Source organism: Kribbella pittospori, from assembly GCF_004331465.1.
In the GTDB taxonomy this organism is placed as follows: domain Bacteria; phylum Actinomycetota; class Actinomycetes; order Propionibacteriales; family Kribbellaceae; genus Kribbella; species Kribbella pittospori.
This window is the reverse complement of sequence record NZ_SJKB01000003.1, coordinates 253,550-268,736: the sequence shown is the minus strand read 5'-3', so window position 1 is coordinate 268,736 and position 15,187 is coordinate 253,550. Positions and strand designations below refer to the sequence as shown.

Annotated in this window: 14 protein-coding genes; 9 read left to right on the top strand and 5 right to left on the bottom strand. The window is 69.5% G+C overall.

The window, feature by feature from the left end:
• The first annotated feature begins 27 nt into the window (after positions 1 to 27).
• The 5 genes from E0H73_RS11640 to E0H73_RS11620 are packed head-to-tail and all read left to right on the top strand — an operon-like array spanning position 28 to position 6,665.
• Positions 28 to 1,983 carry an outer membrane protein assembly factor BamB family protein gene (locus E0H73_RS11640; RefSeq protein WP_131353816.1) on the top strand — a complete coding sequence of 652 codons (1,956 nt, stop codon included), beginning with the start codon at positions 28 to 30 and terminating at the stop codon, positions 1,981 to 1,983.
• 4 nt (positions 1,984 to 1,987) lie between these two features.
• Entirely contained in the window at positions 1,988 to 3,949 is a 1,962-nt protein-coding gene (locus tag E0H73_RS11635) for an NHL repeat-containing protein (RefSeq protein ID WP_131353814.1), read from the top strand.
• A gap of 30 nt (positions 3,950 to 3,979) precedes the next feature.
• The gene (locus E0H73_RS11630) at positions 3,980 to 5,212 is read left to right on the top strand and encodes a DegT/DnrJ/EryC1/StrS family aminotransferase (RefSeq protein WP_131353812.1); all 1,233 of its coding nucleotides are present in this window, start codon (positions 3,980 to 3,982) and stop codon (positions 5,210 to 5,212) included.
• Entirely contained in the window at positions 5,212 to 5,940 is a 729-nt protein-coding gene (locus E0H73_RS11625; protein WP_131353810.1) for an amidohydrolase family protein, read from the top strand. Before E0H73_RS11630 ends, E0H73_RS11625 begins: the two co-directional genes overlap by 1 nt.
• Positions 5,934 to 6,665 carry an amidohydrolase family protein gene (locus E0H73_RS11620; protein WP_131353808.1) on the top strand — a complete coding sequence of 244 codons (732 nt, stop codon included), beginning with the start codon at positions 5,934 to 5,936 and terminating at the stop codon, positions 6,663 to 6,665. The genes E0H73_RS11625 and E0H73_RS11620 overlap by 7 nt, the downstream gene beginning before the upstream one ends.
• Here the strand turns inward: E0H73_RS11620 and E0H73_RS11615 are convergent.
• The 4 genes from E0H73_RS11615 to E0H73_RS11600 all read right to left on the bottom strand — a co-directional run bounded on the left by E0H73_RS11615 (position 6,655) and on the right by E0H73_RS11600 (position 9,005).
• Positions 6,655 to 7,194, bottom strand: coding sequence for a GNAT family N-acetyltransferase (locus E0H73_RS11615; protein WP_131353806.1), 540 nt, complete (start codon positions 7,192 to 7,194; stop codon positions 6,655 to 6,657). The genes E0H73_RS11620 and E0H73_RS11615 overlap by 11 nt on opposite strands.
• Positions 7,195 to 7,257: 63 nt before the next feature.
• Positions 7,258 to 7,560, bottom strand: coding sequence for a hypothetical protein (locus tag E0H73_RS11610; RefSeq protein WP_131353804.1), 303 nt, complete (start codon positions 7,558 to 7,560; stop codon positions 7,258 to 7,260).
• Positions 7,561 to 7,610: 50 nt separating this feature from the next.
• Positions 7,611 to 8,414 (bottom strand): CPBP family intramembrane glutamic endopeptidase, encoded by an 804-nt coding sequence (locus E0H73_RS11605; RefSeq protein WP_131353802.1) that lies wholly within the window; start codon positions 8,412 to 8,414, stop codon positions 7,611 to 7,613.
• A 3-nt stretch (positions 8,415 to 8,417) separates the two neighbouring features.
• Positions 8,418 to 9,005 (bottom strand): TetR/AcrR family transcriptional regulator, encoded by a 588-nt coding sequence (locus tag E0H73_RS11600; protein WP_131353800.1) that lies wholly within the window; start codon positions 9,003 to 9,005, stop codon positions 8,418 to 8,420.
• A 69-nt stretch (positions 9,006 to 9,074) separates the two neighbouring features.
• Between E0H73_RS11600 and E0H73_RS11595 the strand changes: the two genes are divergently transcribed.
• Positions 9,075 to 11,489: a glycoside hydrolase family 3 protein gene (locus E0H73_RS11595; protein WP_131353798.1), complete on the top strand. Its 2,415-nt coding sequence runs from the start codon at positions 9,075 to 9,077 to the stop codon at positions 11,487 to 11,489.
• On the opposite strand, the gene E0H73_RS11590 is transcribed toward E0H73_RS11595, so the two are convergent.
• A complete protein-coding gene (locus E0H73_RS11590) occupies positions 11,449 to 12,441 on the bottom strand; it encodes an ArsR/SmtB family transcription factor (protein WP_131353796.1) in 993 nt (330 codons plus the stop codon). The genes E0H73_RS11595 and E0H73_RS11590 overlap by 41 nt on opposite strands.
• A gap of 59 nt (positions 12,442 to 12,500) precedes the next feature.
• Here E0H73_RS11590 and E0H73_RS11585 point away from each other — a divergent pair, with 59 nt between their 5' ends.
• The 3 genes from E0H73_RS11585 to E0H73_RS11575 are packed head-to-tail and all read left to right on the top strand — an operon-like array spanning position 12,501 to position 15,161.
• Positions 12,501 to 13,775 carry an MFS transporter gene (locus tag E0H73_RS11585; RefSeq protein ID WP_131353794.1) on the top strand — a complete coding sequence of 425 codons (1,275 nt, stop codon included), beginning with the start codon at positions 12,501 to 12,503 and terminating at the stop codon, positions 13,773 to 13,775.
• Positions 13,687 to 14,508, top strand: a complete 822-nt coding sequence (locus E0H73_RS11580; protein WP_131353792.1) for an ABC transporter ATP-binding protein — start codon at positions 13,687 to 13,689, stop codon at positions 14,506 to 14,508. The genes E0H73_RS11585 and E0H73_RS11580 overlap by 89 nt, the downstream gene beginning before the upstream one ends.
• Positions 14,505 to 15,161: a hypothetical protein gene (locus E0H73_RS11575; protein WP_131353790.1), complete on the top strand. Its 657-nt coding sequence runs from the start codon at positions 14,505 to 14,507 to the stop codon at positions 15,159 to 15,161. The genes E0H73_RS11580 and E0H73_RS11575 overlap by 4 nt, the downstream gene beginning before the upstream one ends.
• The last annotated feature ends 26 nt before the right edge of the window (positions 15,162 to 15,187 follow it).

Genomic DNA, 15,187 nt, shown 5'->3' with positions numbered 1-15,187 from the left:
AGCGGTTGGCTCATCCCGGGAGGCCTTGTGGACAAGCGGTTCACACGGAGACTGATCGGCACCATCGTCGTTTGCGCAGCCCTGCTGAGTGTTGGAGTCACCGCCGAGGCCGAGGTTCCGGCCAAGCCCGAAACACCGGTCACGATCGACACCCTCGGCCCGGCGTCCGCCGTCACCTCGACCAGCGTCGCCGAGCAGGTCGGTGACCGGATCTGGACAGTGACGTCCGGTGTCTCCCCGGTGCAGGTCGGTGCCTTCGACCCGGTCACGCGCACCGTCGATCACAAGCTCGCGCTCCCCACCGGCGCCGGCGCCTGGGCGATGGCACACATCGGCACCGACCTGTACGTCGGTCTGTACACCCCCGGCGACATCTACCGCATCGACACCACGACCGGCACCGCCACCAAGGTCGCGCAGTTCGGCTCGTTCATCTGGTCGATCGCCGCCACGCCGGACGGCAAGATCGTCGCCGGCACCTACCCCGACGGCGCCGTCCACGAGTACGACCCGGCCAGCGGCACGACCAAGTCGTACGGCGCGGCGATCGCCGGCGAGCAGTACGTGCGCAGCATCGCCGCCGACGCGACCACCATCTACGCGGGCGTCGGCACCAAGGCCCACCTGATCGCCATCGACCGTGCGACCGGCGATCGCCACGACGTTCTTCCGGCCAAGTACGCCGACCGCACGTTCGTCGCGACGCTCACCTTGTCCGGATCCACACTCGCCGCCGGCCTCTCTCCGACCGGCACGATGCTGCTGTTCGACACCGCCGACCTGAGCAACCCGGTCGAGGTGCAGACACCCGGCGGAGACCAGTACGTCACCGCCATCACGATCGACCAGCCGACCGGCGACGTCTACCTCGGCACCCGCCCGTCCGGGACGCTCTACAGGTACCGCGACAGCACGCTCACACCGCTCGGTTCGCCGTACGACGGTGCCTACTTCAACCGAATCTTTATCGACGGATCCACGATCCGGGCCGAGCTGACCAGCCAGGTCGTCGACTTCGACGAGGCGAGCGCGACGTTCAGCGGCACCGACCTGGGCCAGGCCGGGCTGCCACCCGCGCCCGAGCAGGCGATGGGGATCGCGGCCACGAAGACCTCGGTGCTCGTCAGCGGCAAGGCCGGCATCCAGGTCCACGATCTCGCCACCGGCACCAGCACGCGCACCTTCCTGCCAGGTGAGGCCAAGACCCTGACCCCGGTCGGCGATGACGTCTACCTCGGCGTCTACACGCTCGCGCGGTTGTGGGCGATGAAGCCGAACGGCTCCGGCCTGCACGAACTCGGCCAGATCGGCAACGAGCAGACCCGCCCCACCGACGACGCCTACGACGCCGGCTCGCGGACCTGGCTCATCGCGACCGAGCCCGACTACGGGAAGTACGACGGAACGCTCACCGAGCAGCACCTGGACACGGGTGTCCGCGAGGTCCACCGCGGCGTCGTACCGCACCAGTCGGTCCGTTCCGTCACCACGGACTCCGGCGTCGCGTATCTCGGCGGAGCCACCCGCAACAGCCTCGGTACAACGCCCATCTTGCCGGAGGCAACGGTTGTCGCCTTCGACCTGCGCAGCAACCGCACGCTGTGGGAGGTCGCACCACTCGCCGGCGCGCAGAGCTACAGCGACCTCCTGACCTACCGCGGCAAGCTCTACGCGACCACCGACGACGGACGGCTCGCGGTGCTGGATCCACACACCGGCAAGCTGCTCTCGACCGATGTCCTCGGCACCAGTCAGAGCCGGCTGACGATCGCACGCTCCGGACTCTTCGGGACGGACAGCAAGCGCGTGTTCCAACTCGTCCCGAACCGCACGGGCGCGCCGACCGTGACCACGGTCGTCGACGGATTGGCCGCGCAGATCTACAGCTATCCGCTGATCACGACGTCGCCCACCGGCGACGCCCTCTACACGATCAAGGGCCGGGATCTGGTCCGCATCGGCAACCTGCCCCGGGAGAAGTGAGCCGATGATCTCGCGCCGTACGCTCCTCGCCGGAGCCGCGATCACGACCGTGGCCACAGCCGTCCCCAGCGTCGCCGTGGCCGGCGACGGCCCGATCGACGGGACGATCGACGGGACGACTCTGCCGACCTTCGGTCCCGCCTGCCTGACCGCGGCCGTCGTCGCGATGGCCGTCCACGAAGGGCACGCGTACGTCGTCAGCCGGGGCATCGTGCCACCGCGACTGAGCGAGGTCGATCTGACCACGCGAAAGGTCACCAGGACCGTCGAACTCCCGGTCGGCGAGGGTGGCTGGGGTATCACGGTTGCCGCCGGCAAGGTGTACGTCGGCCTGTACCCGGTCGCGGACGTGTACTGCTTCGACCCGGTCACCGGCTCGGTCACCCGCGTCGGAAGCCTGGCCGGAGCCGGCGGGTTCGTCTGGGACATGGTGACCGCGCCCGACGGCCAGGTCTTCGCAGTCAGCTATCCGAACGGCACGATCTGGCAGATCGACCCCAGCACCAACGCCCTCACCCGCATCGGCACGCCGGTCGCCGGAGCGCAGTACGGCCGGTACGTCGGTGCCGCGGGCAACTTCGTGTACGCCGGGATCTACACGCCGTCGGCGCTGATCGGCTACGACCGGAGCACCGGCGAGTTCCGCGACCTGACGCCCGAGCCGCTCCGCGGGCAGAAGTTCGGTCCGTTCGCGGCGACAACCGACCGGCTGTTCGCAGGCAGTGACGGAGCGCTCTCCAGCATGGCGCTCGACGGCACCGACGTCCGGACCGTCGCGCTGCCCGCGGGCGAGACCAGCATCGACGCGATCACAGTCGGCGCGGACGGTACGGCGTACGTCACGACCCGCGGCTCCGGGACGGTCTGGTCGTGCGGTCCGAGCGACACAACGCTCACCGCGGTCGCCAACCCGGCACCGGCAGACGAGCACCGCAGGCTCCACCTCCTCGACGCGACCACCCTTCTGGGCTCGACCGGATCCGGGGTGCTCTGGTTGCTCGACCTCACCACCGGCGAGTTCGAGTTGCTCGACCTGATCGACGCCGGCTTCACCCCGGCGGCGGACAAGCCCCAGTCGATCCAGCTCGGCGATCCGCACCTGTACGTCGGCGGCCACTGGGTCGTCACCGAGCACACCGTCCCACCAGGTGCAGGCCCCGGTCGGCGGATTCGGGTGCCAGGTGAGGCGAAGACCCTGACCTGGCTGCGGGGAGAGCTGTACAGCGCTCTCTACCCGAGCACCGAGGTGGTGGGGATCAACCCGCGGAGCAACGAGGTCCACAGCTTCGGGACGATCGGCCACGACCAGCAGCGCCCGTGGCAGGCGGCGTACGACCCGAAATCCAAGCTGCTCGCGATCGCGTCGGCACCAGGCACTGGCAAGCTCACCGGCGCGCTCACCCTCCTGGACCCGAGGACCGGGGCCTTGGACGTTCACTACGGCGTCCTCCCGGACCAGAGCGTGATGACGGTCGCGATCGACGACGGCATCGCGTACATCGGCGGCGACGTCGTCGGTGGTGGCGGGATCACGCCGACCCGGACCTCGGCCGCGATCGCAGCGTTCGACCTCCGCCGCCGGCAACTGCTGTGGACCGTCGAACCGCTCGCCGGTGAGCGCTCGATCCAGAGCGTCGCGGTCAAGGACGGCATCCTGTACGGCGCACTCAAGCGGACCAGCGGCGGCTGGTTCACCTACGACCTCAAGACGAAGGCGGTCGTCCGTGGCACCAACAAGTTGTCGGGCTACGGCCAGATCTTCACCGACAGCTCCGGGGTCTATGGTGAAACGAACTTCGGCGGCAATCTGTACCGGCTCGGGCCCGGCCTGACCGAGGCGGAGCTGCTGGTGAACAACCTCGGTGACGGGTGGTACACCGTGCCCCAGCTGACTCCGGTGGCCGGCCGGCGGCACGTCGTGTGGGGTCTCGCCGACCGCGATCTCGTCCAACTACCGTTGCCGTAAGCAACCTCAACCACGTGAGGACGCGTTTCGATGGACAACAGCACGCTCGCCCGTGACGGCGGTACGCCGGTGCGCACCACTCCCCTGCCGTCGGTGTTCGACTCCTCCGGCCGCCGGTTCGGCGACGAGGAGGTCAAGGCCGTGGAGAGAGTGCTGCGCAGCGGCATGCTCTCGGCGACCTGGGGCACCGAGGTCCCCGCCCTGGAGCAGGAGTTCGCGGACCTGCTGGGCGCCGGGCATGCGGTCGCGTGCAGTTCGGGTACGGCGGCGCTGCACCTCGCGGTCGCGGCGGTGAACCCGGAGCCGGGTGACGAGATCATCACCACGCCGATCAGCGACATGGGCACGGTGTTCCCGATCATGATGCAGAACGCCGTACCGGTGTTCGCCGACGTCGACCCGATCACGGGCAACCTCGATCCGGCCGCCGTCGCCGCCGCGATCACGCCGAGGACGAAGGCCGTGATGGCCGTGCACCTGTTCGGCAAGCCGGCCCCGATCCGGGAACTGCGGGAGCTGTGCGATCAGCATGGGATCGTCTTGATCGAGGACTGCGCGCAGGCGTACCTCGCTCCGGTCGGCGACACGTACGTCGGGCGGATCGGGCACATCGGCTGCTTCAGCCTGCAGCAGACCAAGCACATCAGCGCCGGCGACGGCGGTCTCGTGGTCACCGACGACGCGGCCCTGGCCCGGCGGATGCGGCTGTTCGCCGACAAGGGCTGGCCGCGCGACACCGACGAGCGGACCTACCTCTTCCTCGCCCTCAACTACCGGATGACCGAGTTGGTCGGGGCGGTGACCCGCGCGCAGTTGTCGCGGGTGCGGGAGATCGTCGCCGATCGTCGTACCGGCGCCGCACGCGCCACGGCCGGGATCGGTGACCTGGCCGGCATCACGACGCCACCGGACGGCGGCGATCACGTGTACTGGCAGTACCCGCTGATCATCGATCCGGAGGTCGCGGGCGACATGCGCGAGTGGGCGGCGGCCCTGACCGCCGAGGGCGTGCCCGCGGTCGGCGGCTATCTGACCAGCCCGCTGTACGCCGCGCCCGCGGTCCGTGAGCGGATCACCTACGGACAGTCCAAGTTCCCGCTGCAGGACACCGAGTACCCGCCCGGTCTGTGTCCGAACGCCGAAGACCTGATCAACAGCCGGCTGCTGGTCCTGCCCTGGAACGAGAACTACACCGACGCGGACGTCGACGACATCGTCGCCGCGATCCGCAAGGTCCACAGCGCACTGGCCCGGGAGGCCTGATGAACGACACCCCGCACCTGCTGGACTGCGACGTACTGGTCGGGCACGACGTCACGACCGGTCGCTGGAGTCGCCCCGACGCGGTGCAGGACGTGTTCAAGGCCACCGGGATCTCCGGTGGTGTCGTGTCCTCGCTGCGGGCCGTGCACTTCGACGTACCGACCGGGAACGACGAGGCGCGGCAGGTTGCCGACAGCAACGGCTGGTCGGCGGCCCCGGTGCTCGACCTGCGGGACGTGCTCGGCGCCGAGCGAGAACTCGAGCGGATCCTGGCCCAGCCGGACCGGCCCCGGACGATTCGGCTCGCGCCGACCGCGCAGGGTGTGGAACCGGGCTTCCCGTCGTTCGACCATGTGGTGCGGCTGCTGGTGGACGCGGACCTGACCATTTTCGTGGAGGGCGACGTACGCAAGATCGGTACGCCGTTCCGCGGTCTCGGGGCGCGCGTCGTGTTCCTCGACACGCACTTCTACCACCTCGGTGACTTCATCGTGCTCGCCCGCGCGGAGAGCGGGTTCCACACCTCGACCCGGATGCTCACCGGGCCGGATTCGCTCGAGATCGTCGCCGGTGAGGTCGGCGCCGAGCGGTTGCTGCTCGGCTGCCGGACGCCGTTCCACGAGACCCATTCCGTCGTACGTCGCCTGCTGACCTCGAAGCTCACGCCCGCCGAGATCGCCCAGGCCGGCAGCACGTCCCTGACCAACCTCCTGGAGCCGGCATGCTGATCGACGTACACGCGCACTGGGGTCCGTGGTTCTTCTCCATGGACGTGCGCAGCATCGACGTCAACATCGACCTGATCGACCGCTTCGGCATCGACCTCCAACTGGTCTCCGCGATCGAGGCGATCGTGTACGACGCACCCGCGGGGAACCGCTCGCTCGCGGAACAACTCCCGGCCGACCCGCGACTGCGCGGCATGCTCGTGGTGGACCCGCGCCGGCTGGACGAGGCCCGGGCCGATCTCGACGAACTGCTCGCCGGGGACGGTCGCTCCCGGTGGGTCGGCGCCAAGATCCACACCGAATACAGCCGCACCCCGATCGCCTCCCCCGGCATGCAGGCCGCGATCGAACTCACCACGGAGTTCGGGCTGCCCACTCTGGTCCACACCTGGGGCGACAACGTCCTCGATCTCGCCGACGTCGCGGCCCGCGTCCCGGACGCTCAGGTGATCGCCGGCCACATGGGCGCGTTCGGCTGGCCGCACCTGCCCGAGGCCGCGTCCCGCTCGGACCGCATCTGGTTCGAGCCGTGCTGGTCCGCGCCCGACGCCAACCGGATCCGCTGGGTGCTGGAGCAGATCGGCCACTCTCGGCTCATGTTCGGCACCGACGCGACGCTCATCGACCCCTCGGTAGCGCTGGGCGCCTTCGAAGCCGCCAACCTGACCCCGGACGAGCACGAAGCGATCATGTGGCAGAACGCCACCAGTCTGTTCAGCCTCTGATCGACTGGTTCGGGGACACGAAGACGACGATGTCGGTCTCGGGGCCCTGGACGGGTGGCTCTTGCCAGCCGATCCTGCGGTAGAAGGCGAGGGTGTCGTGATTCTGGTTCCAGGCCAGTAGCCAGGCGCGCGGTTGCTCCTGGGTCGCGGTCTCCAGCAACCGCCGCCCGAGGCCTGTCCCGCGGGCATGCGCGAGCACCCCCAGCTCGTCGATCTCGAAGCCACCGACCAGCAACTCCTCGACCTGCTCCGGCCCGATCCGCTTCTGCACGCTCCCGTAGGACCGGTCGGTCCGGAACGGCGCCGGCGTGATCCAGCCGGTCACGAACCCCGCGATGCGCCCGTCATCGGACCGCTCCACCCAGGCCTGGAACCCGTCTCGCCGGGCGTCGCCCTCCAACCGCCGCCGGAACGCGACCCGCGTCTCGGTTGGATCCCGGTGCTGCCACGGAGGCGCCGTGAACACCTCGACGTACGCCTCGGTCAACTCGTCCGCGATCTCCAGCACGTCCGCCCCAAGAGTCTCCATCCGCCAAACCTAACCGGAGCCGGTCTGACGGCGGGGTGGACGGGGTGTCCACCCCGCGCGCGGTCAGTGGGTCGCCGGCTCGGGCTGGGGCTCTGGTGCAGTGGCCGGTGGTGGAGCGGCGGCTATGGCCTCCAGTTCGGTGCGGAACTGCGGCAGCATCCAGCGCAGCGGCTGGTCCAGGACTCTGGCGATGGTCGCCTCGTCGACGCGCAGCAGGTCGGCGATGCGGGCCAGCGCGTCCGGTTCGTCGGTAGCGGCGTGGAGCAGATGGACCACCTCGTGCCGGTGGGCGAAGACGGCCAGTGCGGCGGCCGCCAACCCCGGATCGATCTCGGGCGGACTTGCGATTTCCCCGTTAACAGTCACGTATCCACAACCCGATCCACCCCCGATCGGTTACGTGTCAGTCGTTTCGATCACCCTCCGCCGGGCAGCCAGCCGACGTTGCCGATCAGATACGTCGCCCCCACCAGGGCAGCGATATCGATCAACGTATGGGCCACGACGAGCGGTCCGACCCGGCCCCAGCGCCGGTACAGGTGGCAGAAGATGACGCCCATGATCACGTTGCCGGCGAAGCCGCCGAGGCCTTGGTAGAGGTGGTACGAGCCGCGCAGGAGCGAGCTGGTGACCGTCGACTGCGTGGTCGACCAGCCCAGCTGGTCCAGCCGGTGGTTGAGGTAGCCGAGGACGATGACCTCCTCGAGTACGGCGTTCTGCACGGCGACGAGGACCAGGATCGGGATGCGCCACCAGTAGTCGGGCAGCTGGGACGGGTCGACGGACAGGTTGGCGCCGGTTGCGTAGGCGGCGAGGTAGAAGGCGAGCCCGGCTCCACCCACGCAGGCCGCGACGGCGGTGCCGCGGCCGAGATCGCGGACGCGCTGCCGCAGATCGAAGCCGATGGTGTGCAGGGACTCGCCCCCGCGGGCCAGGAAGTGGGCGACGAGCGCGACCGGGACCAGAGCGGTGACGACCGCGAACACCTGCCAGGTGAGGTCCAGCCACGGGCGCCCCGGCGCCCGTGAACCGACGATGACGGCCGTCTGCCCACTGATCGGCTTCGCCGACGTCAGTACACCGGTGAACGAGATCACCGCGGAGAGCGCCGACGCGCCCAGCGACAGCGCCAGGACCAGCCAGATCTCCTTCGTCAGGACCCGTCGATCGGCCACGGGGGCCGCGGGTGGTCCGGCGGCCTCACCCGCGGAGCTCGTCATGCCTCAACTATCCACCGCTCCCCCAGCCGAACCGAGCAGGCCCACGACCTGAGTCAGGAGGTCGGCCGGCTCGACCGGCAGCCCGAACTGCGACTGGACCTGAAGACCGTCGGAGAGCGCGATCAGCACGGTCGCGATCACCTCCGGGTCCGCGGCCGGACTGAACGTCCCAGCCGACTGACGGGCGCGCACCGCGTCGGCCAGGGATTCGCGCAGTCGTGCGTACCGCTCCACGAAGTAGGGGTGCGACGGGTGCTGTGGGTCGCCGGCCTCGGCCGAGAACGTCGAATAGAGCTGGACCAGACCCGGTACGTCGCTGTTGTGCCGGATGATCGCGGTCAGTTTGCCGATCAGGTCCGACTCCTCGAACCGGTCGACGTCGGCCTCGTCGCGCGCCCGCAGTACCGCCTCGAAGAGCTTCTCCTTGGACCCGAAGTAGTGCAGCAGACCGGCCTCGCTCAGGCCGACCGCGGCGGCGAGCTCCTTGGTCGAGGTCTTGCGGTAGCCCTGCCGGGCGATCACCTCGAGTGCCGCGGTCAGGATCTCCTCCCGCTTCGCGACCCCCTTCGCGTACGGACCTCTGGCAGCCATGCGGGCGATGCTACCGAGACCCGGAACGAAAACCTAGCGATACTCGGTTTTGGAGCGTACAGTCGTCGCATGAACCCCAGCTCAGCCGATCTCGCCGTACTGCTCGGCCGCCTCACGCTCGAGGAGAAGGTCCGGGTCCTGACCGGGCAGGACTTCTGGTCGACCCATCCGCTGCCCGGCATCGGCCTGCGCTCGATGGTTCTCTCCGACGGGCCGAGCGGCGTCCGCGGTCCCGTCTGGGACGAGCGCGACCCATCACTGAACCTGCCGTCGGCCACCGCCCTCTCGTCGTCCTGGGACGTCGAGGTCGCCCACCGGTACGGCGTCGTGTCGGCACTCGAGGCCCGGCGCAAGGACGTGGACGTCGTGCTGGGTCCGACGATCAACCTGCATCGTTCCCCGCTGGGTGGCCGGCACTTCGAGGCCTTCAGCGAGGATCCGGTGCTCACTGCCGACCTGGCCGCTGCCTACGTGGCCGGCGTACAGGAGTTGGGTGTCGGCGCGACGCCGAAGCACTACGTCGCCAACGACTTCGAGACCGACCGCTTCACCGTCGACGTCGAGGTGAGTGAGCGGGCGCTACGCGAGGTCTATCTGCTCGCGTTCGAGAAGGCGGTCTCCGAGGCGAAGGCGTGGCTGGTGATGAGCGCGTACAACTCGGTCAACGGGGCGACCGCGACGGAGAACGACCTGCTGGAGACACCGCTCAACACCGACTGGGGTTTCGACGGGGTCGTGGTGAGCGACTGGACCGCCGTACGCAGCGTCGAGAGCGCTAAGTACTCGCAGGATCTGGCGATGCCGGGACCGGTCGGCGCGTGGGGTGATGCACTGGTCGACGCCGTACGGGCCGGTGAGGTCGAGGAAGCGGCGATCGATCGGAAGGTACTGCGGCTGCTCGCGCTCGCTGCCCGGGTCGGCGCGCTGGAGGGCTACGAGAAGCCGGCCGAGGTGCCGCAGGTCGACGGCGTCGCATTCGCCCGGACCGCGGCCGCCGAGGGCTCGGTCCTGCTCCGGAACACCGGAGAGTTGCCGTGGAGCGCGCCTTCCCGCGTGGCGGTGATCGGCCACAACGCCCGGGACGCGCGCACCCAGGGCGGTGGGAGTGCAACCGTCATCCCGTCGTCCGTGGTCTCGCCGCTCGACGGCCTCCGGGCCGCGCTGCCGGATGCCGAGGTCACCTACTCGCTCGGCGCCGTCGTGCAGGAAGGCGTCGCCGAGCTACCGCTCTCGACCATGGTCAATCCGGAGACCGGGCAGCCGGGCGCACGGGTTCGTTTCCTGGACGCCGCGGGTGCCGAGTTCTTCGCCGAGGACCGGCTCTCCAGCGCACTGGTCTATCTCGGCGGTAGCGCACCGATCGGCGATGCGTCCACCGTCGAGTTCCGCACGAGCTACACCCCGACCGAGTCGGGCTCCGTTCTGCTCGGCTTCGCGTCCGTCGGCCGTGGCCGGATCTTTGCCGACGGCAAGCTCCTCCGCGACGACGTCGCCGTACCGGTGGGGACTGATCTCGGTGCGGCGCTCCTGGCGCCGCCGTCGATCTCGGCGCCGCTGGAGGTGACTGCCGGTCAGACCGTCGACGTTCGGGTGGAAGTCGATCTCCCCAGGCGCGACGGCAGTCTCGGCAACGCCATGAGCGTCACGGTGGGCGTCGAGCCGGACCGCTCCGACCCGCAGGCGTTGATCGACGAGGCCGTCGCGGCGGCCGCGGCGGCGGAGGTCGCGGTCGTGGTGGTCGGAACCAACTCGAAGGTCGAGTCCGAGGGCTACGACCGCAGTTCGCTCGCACTTCCCGGCCGTCAGGACGACCTGGTCCGGGCCGTGGTCGCGGCCAACCCGCGCACGGTCGTGGTCGTCAACGCAGGCTCGCCCGTGCTGCTGCCCTGGCGTGGCGAGGTTGCCGCGCTCCTGGTCACCTACTTCGGTGGCCAGGAGTACGGCAACGCTTTGGCCGACGTACTGCTGGGGGTCGTGGAGCCCGGCGGGCGCCTGCCGACCACGTGGCCGCGCGAGGAGGCCGACGTACCGGTCATCGACGTGACGCCACGCGACGGAATCGTCCGGTACGACGAGGGCGTCCACATCGGCTACCGCGCCTGGCTGAAGGCCGGCACCGAGCCGGCGTTCGCCTTCGGCCACGGCCTCGGCTACACGACCTGGGAGCTCACCGACCTCCGCGCGGTCGATCCGTCGTCGGTCGCGCTGACCGTCCGCAACACCGGCGACCGGGCCGGCAAGCACGTCGTCCAAGTGTACGCCGAGCGCGCTTCGACCACTGTGGATCGTCCGGCCCGCTGGTTGGCCGGTTTCGCCGTCGTACGTCTCGCCGCGGGCGAAGCGCGGGAGCTCACGGTGCAGCTCCACAACCACACCTTCGAGCACTGGGACAACGGCTGGACCACCGAACCCGGCACCTTCACGCTCCGCGCCGGCTCGTCGGTCAACGACCTCCCGCTCGCCTGCCCGATCGAAGTCCGCTGACCGCCACCGGTCGTCGTACGACGCGACGACCGGTGTCGGACTGCCAGTACAAGACCGAGCGGCCGGACCGGCGACGTTCGAGCAGACCCGCATCGGTCAGCACCCGCAGGTGGTCCGAGACGGTGGCCAGCGAGAGACCGGTGGTCGCGACCAGGAACGTCGTACTCACCGGCTCCGCGGCCTCGACCAGGATGCGGGCCCGGTTGCGGCCGAGCAGTTGCACGAGCGGCTCGGCGGCCCCTTCGGTCCCGGCGAAGATCCCGGTGACCGGGTAGGTCAGCGCGAACCGGTCCGGCTTGCGCCAACTGACGTTGACACCCTGCGTGTGCGCGGCGATGAACATCAGGTCGCGCCCGCGTACGTCGGTCGGCGGATAGTCCGCTCGGTTCACCTGGATCCGCCCGTCCCCCAGCCAGCGGACATCCGGACCGAGCCCCCGCAGTACGCCCGACCACCCCTGCTCGCTGAGCCGCGACGTACGCGACACGATGTCGGCCTGCAGCACCCGCAACCGCCGCGGCCAGTCCGGCTCGACCGTCTCCGTCCACACCCACCGCAGCAGCTCCGCCGCCTCATCCGCGAGTCCCGTCGACGTCAGCAGGATCTCCGGCAGCGGCGTCCGTACGACGCTGAGGTCGGCACGGATCTGGTCGTCGTCCAGGACCGTCAGCAACTCGAGCTCGTCGGCCAGCTCCTGGTCCGGCTCGAGCGGTGGCACGGTCAGGAAGTCGGCGACCCAACTCCGGCCGAACGCGTTCCCGATGAGCGCGGCCCAGACCGGCCGGGTGGCCAACTGAGCGTCGAACGCCGCCTTGTGCTGGTCCTTCCAGGCCCGGAACCACGGCTCGACCGGCCGCTCCAGCAGCTTCAGCGCGGACACGGTCTCGGTCAGCTGCGACGTCCCGAACCGGGCCAGGGCCAGCGTGTCGGCGTCGACGAGGAACTCGGACAAGGTTTCGCCTCCATCCGAAACTGTAGGGCGCGGACGCGCCGCCGTCGAAGCTTCCGGACATGAGCACCTACCGGGAGATCTTCAGGAACGCCGAGTTCCGCAACCTCTGGGTCAGCAGCGCCCTCGGCAACGCGTCGTCGACGATGACCAGCCTCACCCTCGCCCTGATGGTCGACGCCGCGACCGGGTCGGCGTTGCTGGCGGCCCTGGTGATGTTCGGCCCGTCACTCGCCCAGGTGCTCGGCGCCTCCACGCTCATGTCGGCCGCCGACACCGCCCGGCCACGGCGAGTCCTGACCGCACTCGCCACCCTGTCGACCGCGGCGGTCGCCGCCCAGGCTGCCCTCGATCTCAGCGCGGGGATGCGGCTCCTCCTCGCGCTCCTCGTCGCCTACGGGCTCTCGATCGGAGGCGGCGTTCGCTGGGGGCTGCTGAACGAGGTGGTCGACGAGGACCAGTTCATCCTCGGCCGGTCCGCGATGAACCTGTCCGTCGGCGCGATGCAGATCGCCGGCTTCGGCATCGCCGGATTGTTGCTGCAGGCACTGAGCCCGGCGACCGTGCTGTGGATGGCGACGGTCTGTTCGGCGCTGAGCATCCCCGTCCTCCGGTTCGGTCTCCACGATCGGGCACCGCGACGCAGAACCCGGACCGGCCTCGGCGAGACCTGGCGCGGCAACCGCCGTCTCCTCGGCCAGGCCAGGACCCGACCGCTGCTGCTCGCCCTGTCGCTGCCCAACGGCCTGATCGTCGGCTGCGAGGCCCTCTTCGTCCCGTACGCCGGACCGCGCGCGGGCTGGCTCCTGGCCGCGGGAGCCGCTGGGATGATGACCGGCGATCTCGTCGTCGGCCGCTTCCTCACCCCATCAGGTCGTCGTGCCGCCGGCCGTTGGTTGCGGTACCTGCTGGCCGTCCCGTTCCTTGGCTTTGCCTTCGACCTGCCGATCGGCGTACTCGCGGCTCTGGTCGCCGTCGGCAGTAGCGGGTATTCGGCGTCCTTGTCGCAACAGGAGGTGCTGGTCGATCTGACGCTGCCCGACCTCCGAGGGCAGGTGCTTGGTCTCGAGTCAGCGCTCCGGATGACGGCGTTCGGGATCTTCGCGATCCTCGCCGGTACGCTCGCCGACCTCACCGCGCCGGCGCCGTCGATCACCGCCTTCGCGGCCGCGTCGTTACTCGTGTCGCTCGTCCTCACCCGCCCGCTGGCGAAGGTGATGCGGACCGGTGGCCGGATAGTCTCGCCGCATGGAGATAGCGCGGCTGAGGAAGGTCTCCAAACGGTACGGCCGACGGGAGGTTCTGACCGACGTCGATCTGCATCTTCAGGAGGGTGAGTTACTGGCTCTCGTCGGCGCCAACGGTTCCGGCAAGTCGACGGTGCTGAAGCTGATGGTCGGCTTGTCCCGCCCGACGACCGGCACAGTACGGCGTACCGCGCAGATCGTGAGCTACGTACCGGACGTCTTCGCCTCGCACGACCGGCTCTCAGCTTCGGCCTATCTACGGCACATGGGACGGATCCGTGGCCTGACCGCTCGCGCAGCCCGGCAACGGTCCGGCGAGCTCCTGGACCGACTCGCGCTGAGCGGCGGAGCGGACACGCCGATGCGCGAACTCTCCAAGGGCAACGCACAGAAGGTCGCGCTCGCCCAAGCACTACTCATGCCACCGCAACTGCTCGTCCTCGACGAGCCGTGGGCCGGCTTGGACACCACGGCCCACGGGACGCTCCGGGAACTGCTCACCGAGACGGCCCGCGACGGCGGCGCGGTCGCCTTCACCGAGCACTCGGACCAGGTCGTGAAGTCAACCGCCACAAGGGTCTGCGAGATCCATCAGGGCAAGCTCATCCAACGCACCACGAGCACACCGCACCAGTTGACGGAGATCGAGTTGATCCCGGGCGCCGACCTCGACTGGTCGCACCAGCCCGACGTTCTCGAGGTACGACGCCACGACGCCGGCGTCACGTTGATCATCCCGACCGGCAGCCACGACGCCGCGTTGCTGACCGCCCTCAACCACGGCTGGTCAGTGGTGTCGGTCCGGCAGGTGAAGCCCGAGTGAGCGCCCTCTACCGGTACCTATTGGCCAGCGTCCTGCTCTCCCAGCGTTACTTGCCGCCGACCCTGATCTTCCTCGCCGCGCTCGCGGTCGGCGTGACGTCGGACAACGGTCCGCTGCAGGCGTCGTACGCGTTCTGTGTGCTGGCCATGCTGATCTGCAGCACCTGGCTGGCGGTCAGCATCGTCAACCACGAGGATCCGACCCAGCGCAAGATCACGCTGGTGATGATGGGCGATTCGCTGCGCGTGCTCGCGATCACAGTCGCCGTCGTACTCACCTGGAGCATCCCGCTCATCGCGGTTGGCCTGATCTACCCGATCGTCACCGGCAAGCACGTCATCACCGCCGGCAACCTGACCGTCGGCGCCGTCGCCCAACTGGCCGCCGCGATGATCGGCACCGCGATCGGCCTGCTCTGCTCGCGTCTGGTCATCCCCCGCATCGGCATCGCGACCCTGACCGCGGCCGCCGCGATCCTCGCCGTCCTGCTGATCCGCTGGGTCTCGCCGATCCGCCCGATCATGACCCTGTTGTCCAACGACCACACGGCGACCGAGGACGCCGTACCGCTGACTCTGCTGACCGTTCTCTGCGCAGCCATCCTCGCCGCCGCCCTCCTCGCGACGCGCGGCATCGCCGACCGCAAGGAGTGACCCACCACGCAAAGTTGTGGTCGGCT